The sequence below is a fragment of the Pseudomonas fluorescens genome (genome assembly GCF_902497995.1).
Lineage (GTDB): Bacteria > Pseudomonadota > Gammaproteobacteria > Pseudomonadales > Pseudomonadaceae > Aquipseudomonas > Aquipseudomonas fluorescens_BK.
The window spans coordinates 23193-47377 of sequence record NZ_CABVII010000036.1; the positions used below are offsets into that span (position 1 = coordinate 23193).

General features: G+C 58.2%; 27 protein-coding genes. 9 read left to right on the top strand and 18 right to left on the bottom strand.

Going from position 1 to position 24185, the window contains the following annotated elements; translation table 11 throughout:
* Positions 1-35: 35 nt before the first annotated feature.
* The 3 genes from F8N80_RS28515 to F8N80_RS28525 form a co-directional block, all read right to left on the bottom strand.
* Entirely contained in the window at positions 36-1562 is a 1527-nt protein-coding gene (locus F8N80_RS28515; RefSeq protein ID WP_150746551.1) for a SulP family inorganic anion transporter, read from the bottom strand.
* Between the two features lie 90 nt (positions 1563-1652).
* Positions 1653-2384: a carbonic anhydrase gene (locus F8N80_RS28520; RefSeq protein ID WP_150746550.1), complete on the bottom strand. Its 732-nt coding sequence runs from the start codon at positions 2382-2384 to the stop codon at positions 1653-1655.
* Between the two features lie 247 nt (positions 2385-2631).
* Positions 2632-3690 carry a PA0069 family radical SAM protein gene (locus F8N80_RS28525; protein ID WP_150746549.1) on the bottom strand — a complete coding sequence of 353 codons (1059 nt, stop codon included), beginning with the start codon at positions 3688-3690 and terminating at the stop codon, positions 2632-2634.
* Positions 3691-3922: 232 nt separating this feature from the next.
* On the opposite strand from F8N80_RS28525, the gene F8N80_RS28530 reads away from it, so the two are divergent.
* Positions 3923-4225, top strand: coding sequence for a hypothetical protein (locus tag F8N80_RS28530; RefSeq protein ID WP_150785205.1), 303 nt, complete (start codon positions 3923-3925; stop codon positions 4223-4225).
* Positions 4226-4346: 121 nt separating this feature from the next.
* On the opposite strand, the gene F8N80_RS28535 is transcribed toward F8N80_RS28530, so the two are convergent.
* The 3 genes from F8N80_RS28535 to prlC all read right to left on the bottom strand — a co-directional run bounded on the left by F8N80_RS28535 (position 4347) and on the right by prlC (position 8877).
* Complete coding sequence (locus F8N80_RS28535; protein WP_150785206.1) at positions 4347-6398, bottom strand: M3 family metallopeptidase; 2052 nt, start codon at positions 6396-6398, stop codon at positions 4347-4349.
* A 116-nt stretch (positions 6399-6514) separates the two neighbouring features.
* A complete protein-coding gene (locus tag F8N80_RS28540; RefSeq protein WP_150785207.1) occupies positions 6515-6802 on the bottom strand; it encodes a YheV family putative zinc ribbon protein in 288 nt (95 codons plus the stop codon).
* Entirely contained in the window at positions 6799-8877 is a 2079-nt protein-coding gene (gene prlC / locus F8N80_RS28545; protein WP_191633004.1) for an oligopeptidase A, read from the bottom strand. Before prlC ends, F8N80_RS28540 begins: the two co-directional genes overlap by 4 nt.
* A 76-nt stretch (positions 8878-8953) precedes the next feature.
* Here prlC and F8N80_RS28550 point away from each other — a divergent pair, with 76 nt between their 5' ends.
* Both F8N80_RS28550 and F8N80_RS28555 read left to right on the top strand, forming a co-directional pair.
* Positions 8954-9499 carry a gamma carbonic anhydrase family protein gene (locus F8N80_RS28550; protein WP_150746544.1) on the top strand — a complete coding sequence of 182 codons (546 nt, stop codon included), beginning with the start codon at positions 8954-8956 and terminating at the stop codon, positions 9497-9499.
* Between the two features lie 44 nt (positions 9500-9543).
* Positions 9544-10194 carry an HAD family hydrolase gene (locus F8N80_RS28555; protein ID WP_150785209.1) on the top strand — a complete coding sequence of 217 codons (651 nt, stop codon included), beginning with the start codon at positions 9544-9546 and terminating at the stop codon, positions 10192-10194.
* Between the two features lie 111 nt (positions 10195-10305).
* On the opposite strand, the gene F8N80_RS28560 is transcribed toward F8N80_RS28555, so the two are convergent.
* Positions 10306-11397: an aminopeptidase gene (locus F8N80_RS28560; protein WP_150746542.1), complete on the bottom strand. Its 1092-nt coding sequence runs from the start codon at positions 11395-11397 to the stop codon at positions 10306-10308.
* A 59-nt stretch (positions 11398-11456) separates the two neighbouring features.
* Between F8N80_RS28560 and F8N80_RS28565 the strand changes: the two genes are divergently transcribed.
* The gene (locus F8N80_RS28565; RefSeq protein ID WP_150785210.1) at positions 11457-11879 is read left to right on the top strand and encodes a PA0061/PA0062 family lipoprotein; all 423 of its coding nucleotides are present in this window, start codon (positions 11457-11459) and stop codon (positions 11877-11879) included.
* 41 nt (positions 11880-11920) lie between these two features.
* Positions 11921-12346 carry a PA0061/PA0062 family lipoprotein gene (locus F8N80_RS28570; protein ID WP_150785211.1) on the top strand — a complete coding sequence of 142 codons (426 nt, stop codon included), beginning with the start codon at positions 11921-11923 and terminating at the stop codon, positions 12344-12346.
* A 6-nt stretch (positions 12347-12352) separates the two neighbouring features.
* Here the strand turns inward: F8N80_RS28570 and F8N80_RS28575 are convergent, their stop codons facing one another.
* Together F8N80_RS28575 and F8N80_RS28580 are read right to left on the bottom strand one after the other, a co-directional pair.
* Positions 12353-12586: a DUF1161 domain-containing protein gene (locus F8N80_RS28575; RefSeq protein WP_150746539.1), complete on the bottom strand. Its 234-nt coding sequence runs from the start codon at positions 12584-12586 to the stop codon at positions 12353-12355.
* Between the two features lie 188 nt (positions 12587-12774).
* Positions 12775-13206: an OsmC family protein gene (locus F8N80_RS28580; protein WP_150746538.1), complete on the bottom strand. Its 432-nt coding sequence runs from the start codon at positions 13204-13206 to the stop codon at positions 12775-12777.
* A gap of 242 nt (positions 13207-13448) precedes the next feature.
* Between F8N80_RS28580 and F8N80_RS28585 the strand changes: the two genes are divergently transcribed.
* Positions 13449-14450: an LLM class flavin-dependent oxidoreductase gene (locus F8N80_RS28585; RefSeq protein ID WP_150785212.1), complete on the top strand. Its 1002-nt coding sequence runs from the start codon at positions 13449-13451 to the stop codon at positions 14448-14450.
* Between the two features lie 107 nt (positions 14451-14557).
* On the opposite strand, the gene F8N80_RS28590 is transcribed toward F8N80_RS28585, so the two are convergent.
* Together F8N80_RS28590 and F8N80_RS28595 are read right to left on the bottom strand one after the other, a co-directional pair.
* The gene (locus tag F8N80_RS28590; RefSeq protein WP_150746536.1) at positions 14558-14779 is read right to left on the bottom strand and encodes a DUF1161 domain-containing protein; all 222 of its coding nucleotides are present in this window, start codon (positions 14777-14779) and stop codon (positions 14558-14560) included.
* A gap of 122 nt (positions 14780-14901) precedes the next feature.
* Positions 14902-15117 carry a dodecin gene (locus tag F8N80_RS28595; RefSeq protein ID WP_064675281.1) on the bottom strand — a complete coding sequence of 72 codons (216 nt, stop codon included), beginning with the start codon at positions 15115-15117 and terminating at the stop codon, positions 14902-14904.
* 154 nt (positions 15118-15271) lie between these two features.
* Between F8N80_RS28595 and F8N80_RS28600 the strand changes: the two genes are divergently transcribed.
* Positions 15272-15598 (top strand): DUF883 family protein, encoded by a 327-nt coding sequence (locus F8N80_RS28600; RefSeq protein ID WP_150746535.1) that lies wholly within the window; start codon positions 15272-15274, stop codon positions 15596-15598.
* Here F8N80_RS28600 and F8N80_RS28605 read toward each other — a convergent pair.
* Entirely contained in the window at positions 15571-16488 is a 918-nt protein-coding gene (locus tag F8N80_RS28605; RefSeq protein ID WP_150785213.1) for a LysR family transcriptional regulator, read from the bottom strand. The two genes, F8N80_RS28600 and F8N80_RS28605, sit on opposite strands and share 28 nt — an antisense overlap.
* A 112-nt stretch (positions 16489-16600) precedes the next feature.
* Between F8N80_RS28605 and trpB the strand changes: the two genes are divergently transcribed.
* Entirely contained in the window at positions 16601-17821 is a 1221-nt protein-coding gene (trpB, locus tag F8N80_RS28610; protein WP_150746533.1) for a tryptophan synthase subunit beta, read from the top strand.
* Complete coding sequence (gene trpA, locus F8N80_RS28615) at positions 17821-18633, top strand: tryptophan synthase subunit alpha (RefSeq protein WP_150746532.1); 813 nt, start codon at positions 17821-17823, stop codon at positions 18631-18633. Before trpB ends, trpA begins: the two co-directional genes overlap by 1 nt.
* Before the next feature lie 126 nt (positions 18634-18759).
* Here trpA and F8N80_RS28620 read toward each other — a convergent pair whose 3' ends face one another.
* The 6 genes from F8N80_RS28620 to F8N80_RS28645 all read right to left on the bottom strand — a co-directional run bounded on the left by F8N80_RS28620 (position 18760) and on the right by F8N80_RS28645 (position 24134).
* Complete coding sequence (locus F8N80_RS28620) at positions 18760-20718, bottom strand: DUF7844 domain-containing protein (protein ID WP_150785214.1); 1959 nt, start codon at positions 20716-20718, stop codon at positions 18760-18762.
* Positions 20718-21038, bottom strand: coding sequence for a DUF2388 domain-containing protein (locus tag F8N80_RS28625; RefSeq protein WP_064675287.1), 321 nt, complete (start codon positions 21036-21038; stop codon positions 20718-20720). Before F8N80_RS28625 ends, F8N80_RS28620 begins: the two co-directional genes overlap by 1 nt.
* A 25-nt stretch (positions 21039-21063) precedes the next feature.
* The gene (locus F8N80_RS28630; protein WP_150785215.1) at positions 21064-21381 is read right to left on the bottom strand and encodes a DUF2388 domain-containing protein; all 318 of its coding nucleotides are present in this window, start codon (positions 21379-21381) and stop codon (positions 21064-21066) included.
* A gap of 107 nt (positions 21382-21488) precedes the next feature.
* A complete protein-coding gene (locus F8N80_RS28635) occupies positions 21489-21806 on the bottom strand; it encodes a DUF2388 domain-containing protein (RefSeq protein ID WP_064675289.1) in 318 nt (105 codons plus the stop codon).
* 299 nt (positions 21807-22105) lie between these two features.
* The gene (locus F8N80_RS28640) at positions 22106-22321 is read right to left on the bottom strand and encodes a DUF1127 domain-containing protein (protein WP_064675290.1); all 216 of its coding nucleotides are present in this window, start codon (positions 22319-22321) and stop codon (positions 22106-22108) included.
* A 319-nt stretch (positions 22322-22640) separates the two neighbouring features.
* Positions 22641-24134 (bottom strand): acetyl-CoA hydrolase/transferase family protein, encoded by a 1494-nt coding sequence (locus tag F8N80_RS28645; protein WP_150785216.1) that lies wholly within the window; start codon positions 24132-24134, stop codon positions 22641-22643.
* Positions 24135-24185: the final 51 nt, after the last annotated feature.

The window sequence follows — 24185 nt, forward strand, 5'->3', positions numbered from 1 at the left end:
GGACGCCTTCGCGGGCAAGCCTCGCTCCTACAGAATTACGCAGCTGAGCCGACGCCGGTGGTGGTCCGCAACCGTCCCTCCAATCTGCGCTTCAACCCCCGCGCCTCAATCAGCAGCTTCGAACCCTTGGCCGCATTGGCCCGTCCCCACTCCTCAAGCAATTCCAGACACGAGTGATCGATGTAGCTCAGGTTATTGAGCGGCACATGCACCGTCGCGCCGGCGGGGATGGTCCCCAGCACCTGGGTCAACGCTGGCACCTTGAGAAAGGTCGCGGCGCCGATCAATCGCAGCTCCATTTCGCCGTCCTTGGGCAGATCGATCAGGCTGATCTTCAATCGCGAAGCCTTCCAGGCAAGCTTGGCCAGCGTCAGGCCGAAACCGATCAGCACGCCGGTCAACAAGTCGGTGAAGATGATTGCCAGCGCCGTCGCGGCGTAGGTGAACATCGGCATTCGGCCATAACGGCCCAGACCGCGAAAAGCCTTGAGATCGACCAATTTGAAGCCGGTGTAGACCAGAACCCCGGCCAGACTCGCTACCGGAATACTTTGCAGCACGCTCGACAGCAGCAGCACGAACGCCAGCAACCACAAGCCATGGAACACCGTCGACAATCGTGTGGTGGCACCGGCCTGGACGTTGGCGGAACTGCGCACAATCACGCCGGTCATGGGCAGCGCACCGAGCAGACCGCAGAGCATGTTACCGACACCTTGGGCTGACAATTCCCGGTCGAAGTCCGAACGCTGGCCATTGTGCATGCGGTCCACCGCGGCGGCCGATAGCAGCGTTTCGGCGCTGGCGATGAAGGCCACGGCAAATGCGGCGATCAGCAGCGTCGGATCCGCCAGGTTCAGCAGGTCCGCAGGTTTCAGCCAGTCGATGGCTTCTGCCAGATTAGCCGGTACCTCCACGCGTTTGACCTGCAGCGCGAGCCCCAGGCTGGCGAGCGTTGCCAGACCTACTCCAAGCAAGGCACCGGGAACAAAGCGCAGGGAGTGCGGGCGGAATTTTTCCCACAGGTACATCACGGCAATCGTCGACAGGCCGAGTGCGCCTGCCTGCCAGCCAAACGACGGTAAAGCCTGGGAAACAGCTGCCGGAAAGGCTGCCAGGTTGTCCAGTCCGGAAGGTTTGGGCACAGCATCGAGCATCACGTGCACTTGTGACAGCACGATCAGCACGCCAATCCCGGCAAGCATGCCGTAGACCACCGCCGGTGCCGTCACCCTAAACCAGCAACCGAGTTTCAAACGCCCGGCCACCAGTTGCAGAAATCCGGCTAACAGCAGGATTGGCCCGAGCATGGCGATGCCATGCTGACGTACCAGTTCGAACACCAGAACGGCCAATCCGGCCGCCGGACCGCTGACTTGAAGTGGTGATCCGGCGAGCCAACCCACCACCAGACCACCGATGATGCCGGTGATCAGCCCTTTGGCGGGCGGTAGGCCCGAAGCAATGGCGATACCCATGCATAAGGGTAATGCGACAAGAAACACGACCACCGAAGCCAACAGCTCCCGTGGCAGAACAGCTTTCAGTTGCGCAGCACGCATGATGACTCTCCTGAAGTTTTTTTCAGGCGTGGCAAAGCCAGGCTGCCTGATCGGCAGCCTCGGCTGAGCCACACAAGGATTTAGGAGGATTTAGAAGCGCGCTTTGGGCGTCGCCACGGGAATTGGATGACTGCCATCGAGCGGCAGGAAACAACCCTGATCGGCGTCGTAAGCCTTGATTTCGCTGGTTTCGATGCTGTAGACCCAGCCATGGATAAACAGCTGACCGTTGGCCATGCGCGAGGCCACCGACGGATGGGTGCGCAAATGTTGCAACTGGGCGATCACATTCTCTTCGGTGAGAATCTGCATGCTTTCGTTTTCATCAGCGCAATGACAGTTTTCCTGCACCATGGTTTTCGCCACTTCGGCGTGGCGCAACCAGGCTTTGACCGTCGGCATTTTTTCCAGGCTTTGCGGGTTGAGTACCGCACGCATGGCGCCGCAGTCGGAGTGCCCGCAAATGATGATGTGCTGCACGCCGAGGGCCAGTACCGCGTATTCGATCGCCGTGGAAACACCGCCGTTCATTTGCCCGTACGGCGGAACCACATTGCCGACGTTACGGGTCACGAACAGATCGCCAGGGGCGCTTTGGGTGATCAGCTCGGGAACGATGCGCGAATCGGCGCAGGCGATGAACATCGCTCTGGGGCTCTGGGCCGTGGCGAGTTTCTTGAACAGTTCTTCCTGCTGTGGAAAAACCTCGTGATGAAAATGCAAGAAGCCGTCAACGATATGCTGCAGCGCTGCATCGGCGGTTTCCGCCTCCAGTGGGGCTGAAGCCGACGCAGCCAACGGCTGTTTATCCTTGTCACTCATGATTCATCCTCTTTGGCGGAGTCAGTCAGGGAATCTTCCCGTGTTATCCGATGTGAAGCCAGTGGCTGTTTAAAAAACATCCAGGTCGAACATCGCGACCCGTCAGTCACTCGATGAACAAGGTAGCCGCCGAAACTTAATTGAAACTGAATGAAACGCTCTAGTACCTGTGTTCCAGGTCACAAAAAACGTGACCAGCCTGGTTGCGGTGCTTGTTTCCCTCTACTCAACCATAGGCCAATTGTCCTTAAATCAACGACATCTGGCGCCCTGGCGGACAGAAGGCCGTGCAGTCCAGATTGAAGCCTTCCCGACGATTGAGCCCCAGGCGTTTGATCGTTTTGGCAAAGCGTTGCGCCAGCAAATCGGCAAATGGACCTTCGCCGCGCATCCGGCTGCCGAACCGGCTGTCGTAGAGCTCGCCGCCACGACTCTGGCGGATCAGGCTCAAAACGTGAGCTGCACGCTGAGGATAATGGGCCGCCAGCCATTCTTCAAACAGCGGCGCCACTTCCAGGGGCAGGCGCAGCATCATGTAGGCGGCACTTTGTGCGCCGGCCCCATGGGCTTCGGTGAGCAGGCTTTCGAGTTCGCTGTCGTTGATCATTGGAATCATCGGCGAGCACAGGACTCCCACCGCAATTCCTGCTTCACGCAGCACCCTGATGGCTCGCAATCGGGCCTTGGGCGCCGCCGCGCGGGGTTCGAGGATACGCTTGAGCTCGTCGTCCAGGGTGGTCAGGCTGATCATTACGGCCACCAGTCTTTGCTCGGCGAGCTCGGCCAGCAGGTCCAGATCGCGCAGGATCAGCGAACCTTTGGTAATGATGGTCACCGGGTGGCGGTAACGCAGCAACACTTCCAGTGTTTTACGAGTGATCTGGTGTTCGCGCTCGATGGGCTGATAAGGATCGGTGTTGGAACCCAGGTTGATCGGCGCACATTGATAGCCGCGCCTGGAGAGTTGCTCCTCCAACACCTCCGCGGCGTTGGTCTTGGCGATCAGCTTTGTTTCGAAATCCAGCCCCGGCGACATGTCCCAATAGGCATGGCTGGGCCGTGCGTAACAATAAATGCAACCGTGTTCGCACCCGCGATAGGGATTGATCGAGCGATCGAAGGGCAAATCCGGCGAGTTGTTGCGGGTGATGATGGTTTTCGCCGTTTCAATGCGCACCTCGGTGCCTTGAGTGACGGGGACTTCCTGATACCAGCCGTCATCCTCGGCCACCGAGCGGTTCGGGGCGAAGCGATTGTGCGGATTGCTGGCGGTGCCGCGACCGCGGGGAGGTAGAGGAGTAGCCATCAATGCGATCCTTTAGCTGTATGTGCATACAGTATAGGAGCTCGGTGAAAGCCGCCAGTGCCGTTCGGCACTTGGGTTTATTCATATCCAATCAGTTGCGCTAGTTAAGTTAATTCTGAAAGTTTCATGTAACGACGAGCAATATTTTGTCCGTGGCGCTATTCGAGCATTCATCAGTACCATCCACTTCACACGGCGTGGCCGTGAATTCATTATTAAAAGGATTTAATTAATGTCGTTCTACAATCAGCGTGGCATATTTCTTCAACTTTTACGCCCCTCTATCGTCAACCCAAACGAAGTCAGGGTTTCCATGCAATTTGCTCTGAAGGAGGAAGGTTACGACCCCGCCAGTCGGGAGGTTACCTATTCTTTGCTCGACGTCCACACTCGCGAGGCCGTATCAAATGATGGCGGCATGTCCTTCATTATGAAAACGACTCCTGATGTGGACGGTGACGGTGATATCGACTCCCAGGACAAAGCAGTTCTGGTGGCACTGGCGAAAGCTTATTCGAAAATAGTTAATCCCTGATTGTGAGAGAACGTATCTAACACTCTTGGAGGATCTGTAACTGCATACCTAAAAAAGGCACGATGATTTCGTGCCTTTTTTCAGCTGGCTCAAGTCGGCTAACGTCGAGTGGACCCAGGTTTTAGCTGTCGGTAGCCTGGTGCAGTTTGACAGCTACAGGAAAAAGATCCGGCGGCAGTGGCTGTTTCAGAAATGCTTCAAGAGACTGCAGGAGTGATTGTGAGCCTCCCGGTGCAAACACTGTTTCGCGGAACTCCTTACCCGTCGATGCGTTAAACACCCAGTCTTGCTGAAAGCGTTTGAACGCTTCGCCAGCCAGTACGCCTGACCATTTATAAGCGTAAACCGAAGCCTCGTATCCGGTGACCAGGTAATCGAAGCTGTTGGCGAACCGGCACCAGGCCGGAAGATTCAGGTGGGGGACTTCTCGTTGCACTTGGTCAAACACTTGCTGAACAGTTCGCCCATCGCCATGACCAAGATGCAGTTCAAAATCGAACAGCGCACTCATCAGCAGTTGTCCGGTTGCCCAGCTGTCATAAGCGTTGATCGAGGTGAGCGCGGTGTCGACTTGCGATTCAGTCAATCGTTCGCCCGTCTGATAATGATCCGCCAGCCACAACAGGAATTCCCGTGACCAACACCAGAGTTCAAACACCTGCCCTGCAAACTCCGCCGTGTCGCGGCCCAACTCGGAAATACCCGACAGCGTGTGATGGGGCGAGCGAGTCAGTACATGTTGCAGACAATGACCAAACTCATGGAGGAGTACACGCAAGTCTTTATGATCCAGCAGGCATGGTTGATCTGCGGTGCCTTGTGGGAAGTTTCCATGAAACACGGCAATCGGCAGCGGCACGCGCCCTTCGGCGTTTCTGCGGCGATTACGAAGAGTGGAGGTCCCGGCGAAGTCCGATGCCTCAGTGCGGCGGTAGGGATCGACATAGATATACCCGATCACTCGGCCTTCTTCACCGATCTCAAACAAGCGGACGCTGTCGTGCCAGCGCTCGAAGACCTCTTGCTCGTTGATCCTGATGGCGAACATACGCTCTGAAAACGAACAGACTTTACGCAAGGTTCCATCAAGAGGGAAAAAATTGCGCAGGTTCTTGAACATTGAGCCATGTTGATGTTCGCGTAACTTTGCCACTAGAAACTCGTGATCCCAGGGTTGGACCTTCGAGACGCCTTGCGTGATTGCAAAGTCGTTGATTGCCCGGGTTTCCTGTTCGAAGGCGGGTGTTGCCAGCGCTATTTGCCGGCGCAGGAACTGTTTAACCTGATCAGTCGACTCGGCCATGCGGTCTATCAAGCTGAATTGGGCATAATTCTCAAATCCGAGCAGTTGGGCTTTTTGATGACGCTTGGCCAACAGCTGTTGCAGCAGCGGCGCATTGTCGAGTTGGTCGGCGTTTGGTCCTTGATCGGAGGCGCGTGTGCTGTAGGCGAAAAAGTACTCCTCACGCAGTGCTCGATCTTCGGCGTAGGTCATGACCAGGCTGTAGGTGGCCTCGTCCAGCCCTAGACGCCAGCCATCGTGGCCCGCCTGTTGCGCATTGAGCGCAAGACGATCCTGGATATCCTGCGATAACCCATGGAGTTGTTTGACGTCATCGATGCGTTTGGTCCAGCTGGCGCTCGCCCATTGCAATTGAGTCAGAAACAGCCCCTCGAGTGCTTCTATATCGAGATTGAGCAGTGCGAGTTCTTGCTGTTGCGCGTCGTTCAACTCGATTCCCGCGCGGCGAAACCTGCGAAGAATCTTATTCAAAACTGTTTTACGGGATGGGTCGAACAGTTTGGATGCGGAACTTTGCGCCAGCGTCTGATAAGCACGAAACAATGCGGTATTGCTCATTTTTTCAGTTGTGTACCGCGCGCTGATGTCCTCGCACGCGGTCAATGCTTCGCGCCAGGCATCGCCGTGCTGCTTCACAGTGTCCAGGATTCGGATGATGCCCATGGCTTCATCCAGGCGCGCATCGGTTTCGTCGACCGCCAGTACCAGGTCGTCCCAATTAGGGTACGCGGATTGCGAAGCGATGAGGGTGGAGAGGGTCAGGCGATTGTCGGCAGTGATCTTCTCAATGGCGGGAACCAGATGCTCGACGCGAACGGCCGACCAGGGAGGCAGGTCCCACTGTTGCAAAAGCGGATTGGTGTTGGGCATGGCTTTTTCCTTTTCAGAGGCTGTTTGGTCAGGTCAGCCTAAAAAGGAAGCGCGCGCAAAAGGTGGTAAATAGATACCACCTTCCAGTCTGTTCAGGACTGGAAGGTGGTTTTGACTCAATGCTGTTCGTCCGGCTTTTTCTTCAGCTTGGGGTTGGGGAAAAACTGCACGGCCTGAACCTTGGCGTCAGGTACCTTCAGCGCTGAAGTGTTGACTCGTGTGCCCAGCTCCTTGGGCACCGACAGACCTTGTTCATTCAATGTATCGGAATAACCGCAGGCCACGCACTCGCGATGCGGGACGTGGTCTTCGCTCCACATCATCAACTTGTCCGGCTCGCTGCACGCCGGGCAGACCGCCCCGGCGATAAAGCGTTTTTTAGTCATTACAGGACCCTCACTCATGCGGCCGCGACCTCACTCAGGCCGCTGTGGCGCAAGAGTGCGTCAATCGACGGTGGCCGTCCCCGGAAGTCGACGAACAGCACCATCGGCTCCTGGGAACCGCCGCGCGCCAGGATCGCCTCGCGGAACGCGCGACCGGTGGCGGCATTGAGCACGCCATCTTCTTCGAATTTCGAGAAAGCATCCGCCGACAGCACTTCCGCCCATTTATAGCTGTAGTAACCCGCCGCGTAACCGCCGGCGAAGATGTGCGCAAAGCTGTTCGGGAAACGGTTGTAGGCCGGTGGGCGCATGACCGAAACCTCGTCGCGTACGCCTTCGAGCACTTGCAGCACACGGCGGCCGTCACCGTGGGTGGCGTGCAGTTCAAAATCGAATAACGAGAACTCCAGTTGGCGCACCATCATCAGGCCGGACTGGAAGTTCTTCGCGGCGAGCATTTTTTCCAGCAGGTCCTGCGGCAGCGGCTCGCCGGTTTCGTAGTGGCCGGAAATCAGCGCCAGGCCTTCCGGCTCCCAGCACCAGTTTTCCATGAACTGGCTTGGCAGCTCGACCGCATCCCAGGCTACGCCGTTGATGCCGGATACGCCGGCGTACTCGACGCGGGTCAGCAGGTGATGCAGGCCGTGACCAAATTCGTGGAACAGTGTGGTGACTTCGTCGTGAGTCAGCAGCGCTGGCTTGCCGCTGTCGGCCGGGGTGAAGTTGCACACCAGATTGGCCACCGGGCTCTGGAGGGCGCCTTCGGCTGTGCGGCGACGATCACGGGCGCCGTCCATCCAGGCACCGCCGCGTTTGTTGGCGCGGGCGTAGAGGTCAAAGAAGAAGCGGCCGACGTGCTGGCCGTTTTCCTTGATTTCGAACAGGCGCACATCCGGGTGCCAGGTGTCGAAGCCTTTCTGCTCGGCGATTTCAATGCCATACAGACGCTGGACGATGGCGAACAGACCGCCCAGCACCTTGTCGATCGGGAAGTAGGCGCGAAGGGCTTCCTGGGCAACGCTGTAGCGCTGCTCGCGGAGTTTTTCCCCGTAGAAACCGCTGTCCCAGCTTTGCAGGTCCGGGCAGCCTTGTTCGGCGGCATAGGCTTTGAGCTGTTCCAGGTCCTGGGCGGCGAACGGCTTGCTGCGCTTGGCCAGATCGCGCAGGAAACTCAGTACCTGATCGCTGGATTCGGCCATTTTGGTGGCCAGGCTCAGCTCCGAAAAGCTGGCAAAACCCAGAAGTCTGGCCAGTTCCTGACGCAGGTCGAGGATTTCTTCCATCACCGGACTGTTATCGTTCTGACCGGCATTCGGGCCTTGGTCCGACGCACGGGTGCAGTAGGCAGCGTAGACTTCTTCGCGCAGGCTGCGGTTCTGGGCGTAGGTCATCACCGCGTAGTAGCTCGGGAACTCCAGGGTGATCAGCCAGCCATCCAGGTCTTTCGCCTGGGCCGCGGCGGCCATTTGTGCCTTGGCCGAATCGGTCAGGCCGGCGAGGGTGGTTTCATCGGTGATGTGCTTGGTCCAGGCCTGAGTCGCGTCGAGCAGTTGATTGGAGAAGCGGCTACCCAGCTCCGACAATTTGCTCTGCACTTCGGCGTAACGCTTTTGCTCAGGCGCAGGCAGGTCGATACCCGACAGACGGAAGTCACGCAGGGAATGTTCCAGGATCGTTTTCTGCGCCACGTCAAAGTCGGCGGCTTGCGGGCTGTTGGCGAGGGCTTCGAAGGCCTCGAACAGCTCGCGATTCTGGCCCAGCTCGGTGGAGTAGGCGCTCAAGGCTGGCAGGCAGGACTCATAGGCTTCACGCAATTGGGCGCTATTGCACACGGCATTCAGGTGGCTGACCGGACTCCAGGCCGCGCCGAGGCGATCGTTGAGTTCGTCCATTGCCAGCACCAGGCCGGCCCAGGTTGGTTGTTTGCCCTCGGTTTTGAGGATCTCGATAATGGCGGCGCGGTTGTCAGCCAGGATCTGTTCAATGGCCGGTTGCACGTGCTCGGCACGGATCGCCGAGAACGGCGGCAGGTCGTACGACTGCAAAAGAGGGTTGTTCACGCTCACGGTTGGCACCTTGGCTGGAAGAAACATGCTTGAAGAAACATAGCCCCATCTTAATTACAATCGACGTCGACCGCAGCTATCAGCAATAGAGAGAGAGCCTATCGTGACCCTTCGCAAGTATCAGAACCACACCCCGCTGCTCGGCAAAGGCGCTTTTGTCGACCGTTCGGCGGTGGTGATCGGCGACGTTGAAATCGGTGAAGACAGCTCGATCTGGCCGCTGACGGTGATCCGTGGCGACATGCATCGCATCCGTGTGGGGGCACGTACCAGTGTTCAGGACGGCTGTGTGCTGCACATCACCCATGCCGGGCCGTTCAATCCCGATGGCTTCCCGTTGCTGATCGGCGATGACGTGACCATCGCGCATAAAGTCATGCTTCACGGTTGCACCGTGGGTAGCCGGGTCCTGATTGGCATGGGCAGCATCGTGATGGATGGCGCGGTGGTGGAAGATGACGTGATCATCGGCGCCGGCAGCCTGGTGCCGCCCGGCAAGCATCTGGAAAGCGGCTTCCTCTACGTGGGCAGCCCGGTGAAACAGATCCGTACGCTGACCGACAAGGAAAAAGCCTTTTTCACCTACAGCGCGGCGAATTACGTGAAGCTCAAGGACCTGCATCTGGCCGAAGGCTACGACCAGATCTAAGCTCCTATTAACGGAAAGCGTCCCGCGATTGCTCAGGAATTTTCATGCATTACCAAACCGTTTTATTCGACCTCGATGGCACCCTGACCGATCCGCGCGAGGGCATTACCCGTTCGATCCAGTTTGCCCTGGGCAAATTGGGTATCGATGAACCCGACCTGACCAGGCTCGAGCACTTCATCGGTCCGCCGTTGTTACAGGCATTCATGCAGTTCTACGACTTCGACGAGCCCAAGGCCTGGGAAGCGGTCAACTTCTACCGCGAACGCTTCAAGGTCACCGGCCTTTACGAGAACCGCGTCTTCGACGGCGTCACACCGTTGCTGGAAACCCTCGGCAGACAAGGGCGACAGCTGTACATCGCGACCTCCAAACCCTGGATCTTTGCCCGGGAAATCGCCAGGCACTTCGACTTTGCCAAACATTTCAAGGTGATCTACGGCAGTGAACTGGACGGGACCCGTACCAATAAAGTCGAGCTGATCGCCCATCTGATGGCCGCAGAAGGCCTGGACCCGAGCAACACCTTGATGATCGGCGATCGTAAACACGACCTGATCGGCGCTCGGAGCAATGGGCTGGATGCCGCGGCGGTGGGATATGGTTTTGGCAGCCGGGAAGAGTTGGGCACAGAAGCACCGGCCTATCATTTTGAAACGCTGGATGAGTTGCATCAGGCGTTTTTGCAGCGTTAGTTACATTGCCTTCGCGAGCAAGCCCGCTCCCACAGTAGACCGGTGTGACCCAAAATTCTCCATTCATTCACAAATCCCTGTGGGAGCGGGCTTGCTCGCGAAGAGGCCCGATCAGCCACCGAGATTTCTGGATCCCACCAACACCTCCAACGCCGCCTTACGCTTTTCAACCGGCAGAGTCCCCAGCTTCTCGGCTGCCGCATAAAATTTCACCCAATCCCCGCCCACCTGCCGGAACAACACCGCAAACGCCGGCACCCGTTCGTCATACAACCCAAACGGTAACAGCCGGGCATTGTTCATCGGCGCATTGATCCAGGCATCGTAGCGATTGTCCCCAGCCCATTGGCTGTCACGCAGCAGTCGATAATCACCTCGCAGGCGCTCGAACGTTGCCGCCTTGCGTTGACGCATCTGGTCGGTGGGTAGGGGCAGGCTGTACAGCCATTCGAGCTGCCTGCGGGTATCCAGAATCAATTGAAGGAATTGCTCGCGTCGCTGCACCTGTACGCCATCGTCCGGCGCCAGGCCTCGGAATGCGCGCCATTGGCGCGTGCCTTCCTGTTCGACGAAAGAGGCGAAAGACTCGTTGAACTCGGTGTCGTCCTTCACATACAAGCGCTGATGCGCCAGTTCGTGAAAGATCAATGTCGCCAGCCGCTCGTCGCCCCAACCCATCATCGAACTGATAATCGGATCGTTGAACCAGCCGAGCGTCGAATAGGCCTCGACACCGCCGATCGACACGTCCATACCTTGCAGGCGTTGCAACGCCGCTTCACCGCGGGCTGCGCTCTGGCTGTAATAGCCGCGGTAGGCGACGCAACCGGCAATGGGGAAACAATGGTTCTGCGGCGTCAGGGAGAACTCCGGCGTGGCAAACACATTCCAGACCACGAATGGCCGGCCAATGTCGGCATAAAGACGGTAGCTCTGATTGTCTGGCAGATGTAGCTGTTGGCTGGCGAAAGCCCGGGCCTTTTGTGATTGAGCCAGGTGCGCACGCAATTGCTGATCGCGGCCGGGATCGGCAATCACGCTGGCAACCGGCTCCCGTGCCCGCAGCAATTGCAGCTGACCACTGGCCAATTGGCCGTAATAGCTGACGCTGGCGCAACCGTTGAGCAACAAAAACAACACGCCCGGAAACAAAATGCGTAAAACGCGATCAAGTAACCCAAGGCATGGAAACGGCCTGATCAAAATGAATCATCCCTGGAAAGTCTGCCTACAAGACTATCCCGCCCGACTGGAGCTCCGCTATGCGCACGTTGATGCTGACAGCAAGCCTGTTGTTGCTGACGGGTTGTGCCGGATTTGGATTACCTCGCCATGATCCGGCCCAAGCGTGGATCGACCTGGATTCACAACAAGAAGACACTGCATTGCATGCGCTGGAAGTTGATGACAAGACCTCTACCGACAAGCGCTATTTCGAGGTTCAGCCCGGTAGCCATGAGTTGACGGTTCGTTACCAGTTCGCGGTGCAGCCAACCAACATCGGTCCCGACGCCGAACCGCTGTGGCGTGACTGTCAGTTGAACGTGAAATTCAAGGACTTCAACGCTGGCGAGCGGTATCAGCTGCAAGCGGGGAATATCGGTTTCCGGCCGTGGGCAAAGCTCTATGATCAGCAGCGAAAAGTGATTGGCCTGGGTACACCGGCTGGCTGCCAACGCACCTGATCGGCGTTATCCTGAAGGACCCCATCCCTTGGGAATACATCATGCGCAGGTCAATGCTATTACTGGCCGTGAGCGTCTTTTCCGGCTGCCAGAGCCCGTTACCGGCGGTTAATCCGCAGATGGCCTGGGTCGAGTTTTCCACGCCGTTCCCCAACGATAAGTTGCTGATGGCTGAACGACTGGACAAGCAGCGATTGCGCGACGGGCGTTTCTTCCAAGTCACCCCCGGTAGCCATGAGCTGATCGTGCGATTCGACTTTGAAGTGCCTGGAGGGGGCGGGGGCTTGAGTATGATGAGCGGTCCCACGGAACGCTTGTGTTACCTGACCATCAATTACGATCATTTCGAAGCCGGCCAGCGGTATGTGCTGGAAGGGCGTTCGATCGCCTTCACTCCCGGTGCCCGCCTGTACAACGCCAAGCGTGAAATCGTCGCTGAAGACCGAGAGTCCTATTGCCTCATGTGAGCTGAATCAGCGGTCGTTCTTCTGGTAGATGATTTTCTTTGTACCGCCTTCACACGTACCAACGACCATGTTCTGATCGTGCACTTCATCATTGGTGACAATTTCCAGGGTGTAGGACGAGACGTTATTGGCCTGGATCTTGGCTTCGATCTCGGCCTTGAGTTCTTCACACGATTTCGGTGCTGCGAGGGCCGATGTGGCCAGCGTGCAACAGATAATCGCCATGGCAAAACGTTTCATGGTTGGAGCTCCTTTGAGGCCGCGCGCACATGGATGCGTTTTTGCTGCTGTCATTTATTCGACCACAGTTTTATCAGTCAAGTTTGTTGTAGCCCAAAAAAGATCGCAGCCTTCAGCAGCTCCTGCAGGGTCACTCGATCCATGCAGGCGCTGCCGAAGGCTGCGATCTTTTATCGTGCAACCGAGATCTAGCTGACCAGCGTCGCATCCAGGCTGATCTTCGCATTCAGCACCTTGGACACCGGGCAGCCTTCTTTGGCCTTGTTGCTCAACTCTTCGAACTGCGCCTGACTCGCCCCGGGGATTTTAGCCTTGAGGATCAGTTTCACCGCCGTGATCGCAAAGCCACCCTCCACTTGGTCCAGAGTGACCTCGGCATTGGTATCGATGCTGTCTGCCTTGAGACCGGCATCGCCGAGAATCATTGAAAACGCCATGGAAAAACAGCCCGCATGTGCCGCACCGATCAGCTCTTCCGGATTGGTGCCTTTGCCGCCTTCGAAACGTGCCTTGAAGCCGTAGGGTGCATCTCTGAGCACACCGGTTTCCGTGGAAATCGAGCCGATGCCGGTTTTCAGATCACCTTCCCAATGAGCCGATGCTTTCTTCGTGATAGCCATGTCTGCCTCCTCAAGATCCGGCGCGAATTGCCGCGCCTTCGTGGTTTTCGGTTGCTAGGGTTCTGAGGATAGACGGTGATGCAAAGTTCATCGCGATTCTAATTGATGCCTCATTTTGCAGGAATTTCGCCTGTGCTATTGAAACTCGGGTATATGCCCTCATTTCATGAAACACGCTTATGGATTCGGCAGGTTTTCGTTTGCAAGAAAAAACCTGCGCCCTCAATTGGAGAAGCAGGCTTATGAAACCACTGTCCGATATCAAGTTCTCGACCCTTGATCTGGTGCCCGTGCGAGAGAACGGCAGTGCGGCCCAGTCGCTGCGCAATTCCCTGGACCTGGCGCAGCACGTCGAGAAGTTCGGCTACAACCGCTTCTGGGTTGCCGAGCACCACAATATGGATGGTATTGCCAGTTCGGCGACCTCGGTACTGCTGGGTTACCTGGCGGGTGGCACTTCGACCATTCGTGTCGGTTCGGGCGGCGTGATGCTGCCCAACCACGCGCCGCTGGTCATCGCCGAACAGTTCGGCACGCTTGAAAGCCTGTACCCGGGCCGGATCGATCTGGGCCTGGGCCGTGCGCCCGGTTCCGATCAAATGACCGCCCGCGCGTTGCGCCGGGAACGCTCCGGCAGCGCTGACGAATTCCCGGAAGACGTGACCGAACTGATGCGCTACCTCGGCCCACGCACCCCCGACCAGCGAATTATCGCCATGCCGGGCACCGGCACCAACGTCCCGGTCTGGTTGCTGGGTTCAAGCCTGTTCAGTGCCCAACTGGCCGGTGAGCGCGGTTTGCCCTACGCCTTCGCTTCTCATTTCGCACCGCGTTTCATGCATGAGGCGATTCGCGTCTACCGCAACCACTTCAAGCCTTCCGCGGTATTGGATAAGCCCTACGTGATGCTCGGCGTACCGCTGGTAGCCGCCGACACGGATGAACAGGCCGACTATTTGGCGACCTCGGTCTACCAGCGGATTCTCGCGTTGATGCGTGGCCAGAGCCTGGTGCAACGCCCCCCGGTGAAAACCATGGACGGCCTGTGGCTGCCTCATGAGAAGGAAGCAGTTGGAGATTTCCTTGGCCTGGCCATGGTCGGCAGCCCGCAGAAAATTCGCGCCAAACTCGAAGTGCTGATCGAGCAGACCCAGGCGGACGAGCTGATTTTCACCTGCGACCTCTACGAACATGCGGATCGGGTGCATTCCTATGAGCTGCTGGCGCAGGTGATGAAGGGCTGACGCTCACGCTGCGTGTCCAGTCCTGAAACAGCTGTACATCTTATTCAGGACAAGACAGCGACTACAAAAAGCCGACGTCATGCGTCGGTTTTTTTTAAGGCATCAGCCTACCTCTTGTAGACAATTTCCTTGGTGCCTTTTTCACAAGTGCCGACGACTTTTCCGTCAGCAGCAGTGCCTTTATCGACAATTTCCAGCGAATAACCGGCAACACCCTTGGCATCGAGCCGCGCTGCGATCTCGGCTTTCAGCTCTTCACACGACTTGCCCTGAGCAAAGGCTGTACTCGCAAGGCTCAACAAACCTACCGCCAAAATAAACTTCTTCATCTATCGCAATCTCTGGTCGGATCAATAGGGGGCATCCGGCTATCAGCCGGATGTGCTTGTGTAGCGCATTGCCATTCCCTATGGCACTCGGCCAGCAGCCAGCTCAGAAGACTAGCCCAAACTCAGCTGCTCGCAATCCGGAACCCGACCTTGAGCGTCACCTGGAAATGGGCGGCCTTGCCATCTTTAATATGCCCACGGGTTTCGGTCACCTCGAACCATTCCATGTACTTGAGGCTTTTATTGGCTTCGGCCAAGGCGTTGTTGATGGCGTCTTCAATACTGCTGGCGGATGAGCCGACCAGCTCGACTTTCTTGTAGGTGTGATGATCTGTCATGGCGTTCTCCTCAGGGTTTGAATACAGCCTAGCAGTGATTTTTCGTATTACTTCTGTCGGCCAATCCGACGTTGACGTTCAGATTTACTGCACTTTCTCGAACCCCTGAAGTCCCAACCAACACACGCAACTCAACCAATGCAGGAGAGCCACCATGGCCACCACTTCTTTACGCAAAGCCTCATTGCAAAGCATGGAAGCCGAGATCGAGAGCTTGCTCAAATCTCTGGAAAGCCTTAAGGACGACGCCTCGGACGAGTCGCGTAAAACCCTCAAAGTGTTGAAAGCAAACGCCGAAAACGCGCTGAGGCATTCGCGCCATCTGCTCGGCGATGCGTACGAAGAAGTCAAAGTCAAAACCCGCGAAACCGGGATTGCCACACGGGACTACGCCCAGCAACACCCTTGGACTACAGCGGGTGTCGCTGTGGGTGCGCTGGGTTTGCTCGCAGCTTATCTGCTGTTCAAGCGCGGCGAATAATCTGTTTGGCGCAGTTCGTTCTTGAGCCACTGCGCCAACTGCCGGGCGCGCCCGTCCGCGGCGCGCTTGGGTAGCCACAACGCCAGTTGCGCCGGGGTTTCACTGAAGCCCCAGGGCGCGACCAGGCGGCCGGCCTTCAAGTCCTCGGCCACCAGCGGTTCAGGGGCAATCGCCACGCCCAGCCCCGCCACTGCCGCTTCCAGCAAGTAATACAAATGCTCGAACCCCTGGCCTAATTTCAACGCTTTGGCGTCAATGCCACTTTGTTGTGCCCAACTGGGCCATGCTTGTGGGCGAGAGGTGGTGTGCAGCAATGGCTCGTCCAGCAGCGCCGTGGCCGGTGCTTCCTGCAATCTTTCATAGCCGGCAAATCGCGGGCTCATGACCGGGCCAATCCGCTCGCTTGCCAATTCGTAGACCTGCATGTCAGCTGGCCAAGGTGGCTCGGCAAACACCAGCAGGGCATCGAGCCCCGGCCGACGAGGATCCAGATCGCCTTCTCCGGCCGATAGATGCAAGCGCAGGTCCGGCAGGTCTGAATTCAGCCTTCCCAAGCGCGGAATGAACCAGCGTGCCAGCAAGCTGCCTGAGCAGCCGAGTACAAACGGCGCGTCGGCGGTACTTTGAGTCAGCTCTGCGCAAACCGTACGCAAACGCTCGAACGCTTCAGCGCTGGCATCTCGCAAACGAATCCCGGCATCTGTGAGTTTAAGGCCGCGACCATCCTTGATGAACAGGCTCACGCCGAGGTGTTCTTCGAGCACCTTCAGTTGCCGACTGACCGCACCATGGGTGACGTGCAGCTGTTCGGCGGCCTGACTGACGCTGTTCAGGCGGGCAGTAGCTTCAAAGGCCCGCAATGCGTTCAACGGGGGAAGGTCATGGCTCATAGGATCTGTGAGTTTTCCTGACAGGTTGTGGCAATCTTATCGGTTTTCAGCTCAAGGCGTGAGGGGTAAAGTTAAGCCCATTGTCATCTCACGCATTCAACTGGAGCGACCCATGACCCAGACTAATCTGCGCAACGGCCCCGACGCCAACGGCCTGTTTGGCGCGTTCGGCGGCCGCTACGTCGCCGAAACCCTGATGCCGTTGATCCTCGATCTGGCCCGGGAATACGAAGCGGCCAAGGAAGATCCGGCATTCAAGGAGGAATTGGCCTACTTCCAGCGCGATTACGTCGGACGTCCCAGTCCGCTCTACTTCGCTGAGCGTCTTACAGAATTCTGCGGCGGCGCGAAGATTTACCTGAAGCGCGAAGAGCTGAACCACACCGGCGCGCACAAGATCAACAACTGCATCGGCCAGATCCTGCTGGCGCGGCGCATGGGCAAGAAACGCATCATCGCCGAAACCGGCGCTGGCATGCACGGCGTAGCGACGGCCACTGTAGCCGCGCGTTTCGGCCTCGATTGCGTGATCTATATGGGCACGACGGACATCGAGCGTCAGCAGGCCAACGTGTTCCGCATGAAGCTGTTGGGCGCCGAAGTCATCCCGGTCGTGGCCGGTACAGGCACCCTGAAGGATGCGATGAACGAAGCATTGCGCGACTGGGTCACCAACGTCGACAGTACTTTCTACCTGATCGGCACCGTCGCCGGTCCGCATCCTTACCCGGCCATGGTCCGCGACTTCCAGGCCGTTATCGGCAAGGAAACCCGTGACCAGCTGCAAGCCCAGGAAGGCCGCCTGCCGGACAGCCTGGTGGCGTGCATCGGCGGCGGCTCCAATGCCATGGGCCTGTTTCACCCGTTCCTGGACGACAAAAGCGTCGAGATCATCGGCGTTGAAGCCGCCGGTTACGGCATCGAAACCGGCAAGCACGCGGCCAGCCTGAACGGCGGCGTACCGGGTGTGCTGCACGGCAACCGGACTTTTCTGTTGCAGGACGACGATGGCCAGATCATCGACGCCCACTCGATTTCTGCCGGCCTCGACTATCCAGGCATCGGCCCCGAACACGCCTGGTTGCATGACATCGGCCGCGTCCAGTACACCTCGGTAACCGACGACGAAGCCCTCGACGCGTTCCACAAATGCTGCCGCCTGGAAGGGATTATTCCTGCGCTGGAAAGCGCCCATGCCCTGGCCGAAGTGTTCAAACGCGCACCGACCCTGCCCAAAGATCACCTGATGGTGGTCAACCTGTCCGGTCGTGGCGACAAAGACATGCAAACCGTGATGCACCACATGGAACAATCAAAGCAGGAGAAACACTGATGAGCCGCCTGCAAACGCGTTTTGCCGAACTCAAGGAACAGAACCGCGCCGCCCTGGTGACCTTTGTTACCGCTGGCGACCCGAGCTACGACACTTCCCTGGCGATCCTCAAAGGCTTGCCCGGTGCTGGCGCCGACGTGATCGAGTTGGGCATGCCCTTCACTGATCCGATGGCCGATGGCCCGGCGATCCAGCTGGCCAACATCCGTGCCTTGGGCGCAAAGCAGAATCTGACGAAAACCCTGAAAATGGTGCGTGAGTTCCGTGCAGGCAATACCGACACTCCGCTGGTGTTGATGGGATACTTCAATCCGATTCACATGTACGGCGTGCCACGTTTCATCGCCGATGCCAAAGAAGCCGGCGTTGATGGTTTGATCGTGGTCGACATGCCGCCGGAGCATAACGGCGAGTTGTGTGATCCGGCTCAGGCTGCGGGTATCGACTTCATTCGTCTGACGACGCCGACCACCGATGATGTTCGTCTGCCGACCGTTTTGAATGGCAGCTCTGGCTTCGTCTACTACGTATCTGTAGCGGGTGTGACTGGCGCAGGCGCGGCGACCCTGGAACACGTTGAAGAAGCGGTTGCCCGTTTGCGTCGCCACACCGATCTGCCGATCAGCATCGGTTTCGGCATTCGCACACCGGAGCAAGCGGCCTCCATCGCTCGCCTGGCGGATGGTGTGGTGGTGGGGTCGGCGTTGATCGATCACATCGCCAATGCCTCGACGCCGGATCAGGCAGTCGATGGAGTGTTGAGCCTTTGCGCGGCACTGGCCGACGGCGTGCGTAAAGCCCGCGTCAGCTGAAGGCAAAGTGGTTTTATATTGATCCATGGTTGAGCGCACGCGATCCATTGTGGCCAGGGGGCAAGCCCCCCTCGCCACAGTGAGGCTAGGCCACAGAGGATCTCTGCCGTTTCGCAGAGCGTTGCTTCAGGGCAACTCCAACCCACCCGCCGCCTTATGCAACTTGCGCAAATGCTCGCCAACCTGCTTCAGGTTGGCTTCATTGGCGGCCATCTCGGCCGCCCGATTCGGTTCGAGCAGCGCCCTCACTTCCTTGTCCAGATCGCCCGTCAGCGCTTGAAGCTGTTTCTGCCGCAGGCTGCTTTCCGACTCCAGGCGTTGCCATTCACTCGGCTGCGGCAAGCCATAACCGCCTGTACCGAGCAACTCCGCCGGACGGCTGAGGAAGCCGCTGTTGGCGAGAATCTGCTGCAAGGTGGCGTTGGCCCTGTCCATACCGCCATTCTTCAATTCCCGAGCGCCCAGATAGCGCTGTTTTACTTCGTCCTGGGCCAGTACCAACTGTTGGCGGAAGGCGGCCTGCTCCAATAACAGCAATGCCGCGCTGGTGCGCAAGTCGGCCCGGTCAATCCATTGCCGGCGTTCCTCGGCTTTCAATGTCAGCCAGTCTTCGACCTTTTCCTGCTTGATCGGCAGGTGCTTCTTCAGCACTTCGAACATCGCTTGATAACGATCGCGGAAGGAGTCGAAGCGATAACCCAGGCGCAGCGCTTCGCGGGGATCGTCCAGCACGCTGGTATCGGCCAGTCCGCGACCCTTTAGCACTTCCAGCAAACCGTTGGGCATGATGCTGTCCAGCCCGACCAGCTGCGAATTGTTGGTGCCGCTGCGCAACAGTTTCAGTCCTTCTACCGCGCAGTTATTGGACAGGAAGAAATAGTTGCCGTCATAGCTCCAGTGCATCTCGGCGGCATGTTCCACCACGTCTTCGATTTCGTTGCGCGACAGGTTCAGCGGCACCGAGGCCAGGCTGCGCAGTTCGGTCTTGGTGTATTCGTCGATCACCTGAGCCAGGGGCAGGACAAACAGGCGCGACGGGTATTTACCCACCAGGCCGTCCCAGCTCGACAGCTGTACATCACCGACGAAGGCGCGGTAGGACAGCACCAGATGCTGATCCAGATCCAGCCGGCAATCCGGTCCGCGTGGCCGACCGGGTGCGCAGATCACCAGGCGCAACATACTGTGGCCCCAGCGACTGACCCAATTCTGATTGGCTTCGGCCAGCAGATAGTCGACGGCGTACACCCGTTCCGGGTCGACCTGGCCCAGGGGTTGTTTGGCGAAGTCGTTGCCGGCATTGAGAAACGCAAAGGATTTGCCGCAGGTGTCTTTGGCGGCGGGCGCCCAGCCGAAATGTTCCTGGTAGTAGCGGTACAGCGCAGGACGGCGACAAGCGTAGCTCGGGTCGAGCAGGAAATATTCCATGTTGACCGCGACGAACTCCTTGGGGCTGCTCGTCTCGTAGATGTCCGGGCTGCGGGCAATTTGTCGATTGTGCTGTTCGCGCTCGCCACGGCGACCCACGTACTGTGGCCAGCCGGCGAGGTCAAGCAGGCGCGGGTCGTCGCTGAGGGTAAAGCGTCGATCGGCCTGGCCGCGACATTGATCGGGCATGCCGATCAGCCCCGAGCTGCTGTTGCGTCGGGTGCAGCGCTGAATCAGCGTGCGCTCCGCGTCGGGCCACAGACGCGAGCGGTCATAGATGTGAGTGAGCTCGTGCAGCACCGTGGCCAGCATTTCCCGGCGCACAGTGCCATGGGGGCGATACGTTTTTCTGGTCGCAGCGCTACCGTCGGTGAGGCTGGCGAGCAGGTTGCGGTTCAAATCGAGTTCGGATACCAGCGACGCCTGCCCGTAGGCGTCGCCTGGCATCTCATCGGTCCAGCCGACGTCGATTCTGCGGTCGAGTTGCTCGATGAAGCGCGGCGGCAATGCCTGCATGGCCTCATCAAGCAGCGCCTGACTGGCCTGCTGCTGTGCGGGGCTCAGCCCCTGGGTCTTGAGCTGTAATTGCAGGGCAGCCTGGGCCGTGTTGCCAAGCAGCAACAGGACCCCGGCCAACAGCCAGGCGACAGGCGACATCACAGTGCGAGGATGGCTTCGGCGAGCACCTGGTCACTGGCGTCCCGGGCTTCCGGCACGCGGGTGCGCAATGTGTCGAAGGCAGCTTCCAGGTGAGCACCGCGAATTTCACCTTCGCTGGCAACGAAGCTGGCGGCATCGTCGTGGGCTTCGCGGATGATTTTCGAATCGCGAATGGACGTGGTGGTGTCGGACGTGAAATCAATGGTGCGCCGGGAGGCATCGATGATGATGTTACTGGTGGCGACCAGGGTGTGCGCCTGGGTCACATCGGCCAACAACAACAGGCCAAGGGCAGCAGCAATCAGGGGGCTACGCATGGAACGACTCCGCAGATAAGGATAACTATTGGACGAGAATTGCCTGCGCCAGTTCAAGGTCGCTTGCATGAAGTTTTGGTTGGGCGCTGCGCAGATAGACCAGGGCAGCCTCCAGCTGCGCGCCCCGCAGTTCGCCGTCACTGGCAACGAACGCCGCAGCGTCATCCTGTGCGGCGAGTAGCAGTTTACGGTCGAAGGGGGCGGCGGACACCATGGTGGTGGCGTAGCCGGTGGCGACTATGCCTTGTGTCGACAGGTTGAAAGCGTCGTAGGCATGGGCCGAACCCACCCAGCACGCTGTCGCAAAAAACGGAGTGATCAACAGATTTGAAAGAAAACGCATGAGACTCGATAGCTGAAAGCGAGCCCCAAGGCTAGCGCAACGCCCGGTCTAGAGCCAGAGTTGAAACATTGGGACACGACGCGCGTGTCCCGGGTGAGCGGCAACGCTTAGATGGTCAGGATGGCCTGGGCCAGCTGCGCATCCGTAGCGCTCAGTTGAGGAGCCTGTTGGCGAATGTGGTCGAGGGCGCTTTCCAGTTTCACGCCACGGATGGCGCCTTCACTGGCGACGAAGCTGGCGGCGTCGTCGCGGGCGGCACGCACGATCTTGTCATCGCGAAAGGAGGAAGTGACATCGGAGGTCGCATCGGACGTGGCCTTGAGTGCGCCGACGACGGCATCGGTGGTCACGATGAAGCTGGTGGCGTGGGCATTGGCTGCCACGGCAAGCAGGGCTGCAGCGCTGAGCAGACGAAGACGGGACATGGAGTGACTCCTTTGGTGAACCGATTGGGAGATGGCGCAGTGTCTGAAGATCAGACGCCGGTGGTACTGCGTTCGCCACGTTCTGGTTGAATATTAGGCCGGTGAGGAGGGATTCGAACAGCCCATATAGGAACAAACGACAAGTGTACTGGTAAATGTTAGCAATTTTGAAACTGTACTGTCATGGCTTTTCAGGGCCCTGAAACGACAAGACCCGTCGCGGTTTCCCGCGACGGGTCTTGTTTATTCAATTCGGGTTGCTGGCGGTGGACCCTACAGGTCAGAGCCAGCGACGCTACTTAGCGCCAGAACGGCTTGCTCAGCTCTTCGTAGCGTTGTGCTTCGCTAATCCCGGCGTCAGCCAGCAGACGCGAATCCAGACGAGCCAGTTGATGGCGGCTGGAGATGCGGCGCTGCCACAACATCAGGTTGGCGAGAACGCGCAGAGGCATGGAAGCCTGGGTTTTTGCAGCGGTGTCTTCGAAGAACAGTTCGGAACTGAGTGTACGTTCCATGGTTAGCATCCTTCCGCTTGTGGCGGGATTAGGTAGTGGTTTAACTGATGCCAATGATCCTCTTGTTTGGCCAGTCCCTGTAGATACAGTTCACTTGTATTGTGAGGCACCAGTTAACTGTTAAGAGGTGGTGTACTGGTCAAAATTGAGGCAACTGTACCTGTTCGCACTGATATGGTGCGAAATTGATGTTTTGGCGCGGAAGGGTAGGGAAATACTGTAGGAAAAGACCGGTACAGCAGTACAGTTTTAAACACATTTCTGCTTGGCAATAGCAGGCTGACGAAACTGTATTTGCGTCAGCCGCTATCTGTATCAATTACACGGCAAGCATTTGTCCGGTTTCTTCCAGGTTCATGTGCCAGCTCAGTGCATTGCGCAGGATGTGCGGTGTATGGCCGCCAAGTGCGCAAGCGGCTGTGAAGTAGTCATCCAGCGCTTGGCGATAGTCCGGGTGCACGCAATTGTCGATGATGACTCGGGCCCGTTCCCGCGGCGCCAGGCCGCGCAGGTCGGCCAGGCCGATCTCGGTGACGAGGATATCGACGTCATGCTCGGTGTGGTCGACGTGGCTGACCATGGGCACCACGCTGGAGATCGCGCCACCCTTGGCAATCGACTTGGTGACAAAGATTGCCAGGTGCGCGTTGCGCGCGAAGTCACCCGAGCCGCCGATCCCGTTCATCATCCGCGTGCCGCAGACATGGGTGGAGTTGACGTTGCCGTACAAGTCGAACTCCAGCGCGGTGTTGATGCCGATGATGCCGAGCCTGCGCACCACCTCAGGGTGGTTGGAGATTTCCTGCGGGCGCAGGACCAGTTTGTCCTTGTAGCGCTCCAGGTTGCCGAAAACGTCGGTATTGCGACGCGCCGACAAAGTGATCGAACTGCCCGACGCAAAGCTCAGCTTGCCGGCATCGATCAGGTCGAAGGTCGAGTCCTGAAGGACTTCGGAGTACATGGTCAGGTCTTCGAAGGGCGAATCGATCAGGCCGCACATCACCGAGTTGGCGATGCTGCCGATGCCGGCTTGCAGCGGGCCGAGCTTGTTGGTCATGCGCCCGGCCGCCACTTCCTGCTTGAAGAAGTCGATCAGGTGATCGGCAATGGCCTGAGTATCAATGTCCGGCGGCAACACGGTGGAAGGCGAGTCGGACTGGTTGGTGATGACGATGGCGACGATTTTTTCCGCCGGGATCGGGATGGCAGTGCTGCCAATCCGGTCGTCAACCTTCACCAGCGGGATCGGCGTGCGTGTCGGGCGATAAGTCGGGATATAGATGTCGTGCAGACCTTCCAGATTCGGGTTGTGCGCCAGGTTGATCTCAACGATGACCTGTTTGGCAAAAATCGCAAAGCTGGCCGAGTTGCCGACCGAAGTGGTCGGTACGATGTGGCCCTGCTCGGTGATCGCCACGGCCTCGATAACCGCGATGTCCGGCAGTTTCAGCTGCTGGTTGCGCAGTTGTTCTACGGTTTCCGAAAGATGCTGGTCGATGAACATGACTTCGCCGGCATTAATAGCCTTGCGCAGCGTGCTATCGACCTGGAAGGGCATGCGTCGTGACAATACGCCGGCTTCGGTGAGCTGTTTGTCGAGGTCGTTGCCCAGGCTCGCGCCGGTCATCAGGGTGATTTTCAGCGGGGTCAGCTTGGCGCGTTCGGCCAATGCGTGGGGCACGGCCTTGGCTTCGCCGGCGCGAGTGAACCCACTCATGCCGACGGTCATGCCGTCCTCAATCAGAGCGGCAGCGTCAGCGGCGCTCATCACTTTATCCAACAACGAAGGCAAGCGAATACGATCACGGTACATGGATGGTTATCTCGGGCAACGAAAGCAAGGTGTGCAGTCTAGTGATTTGAA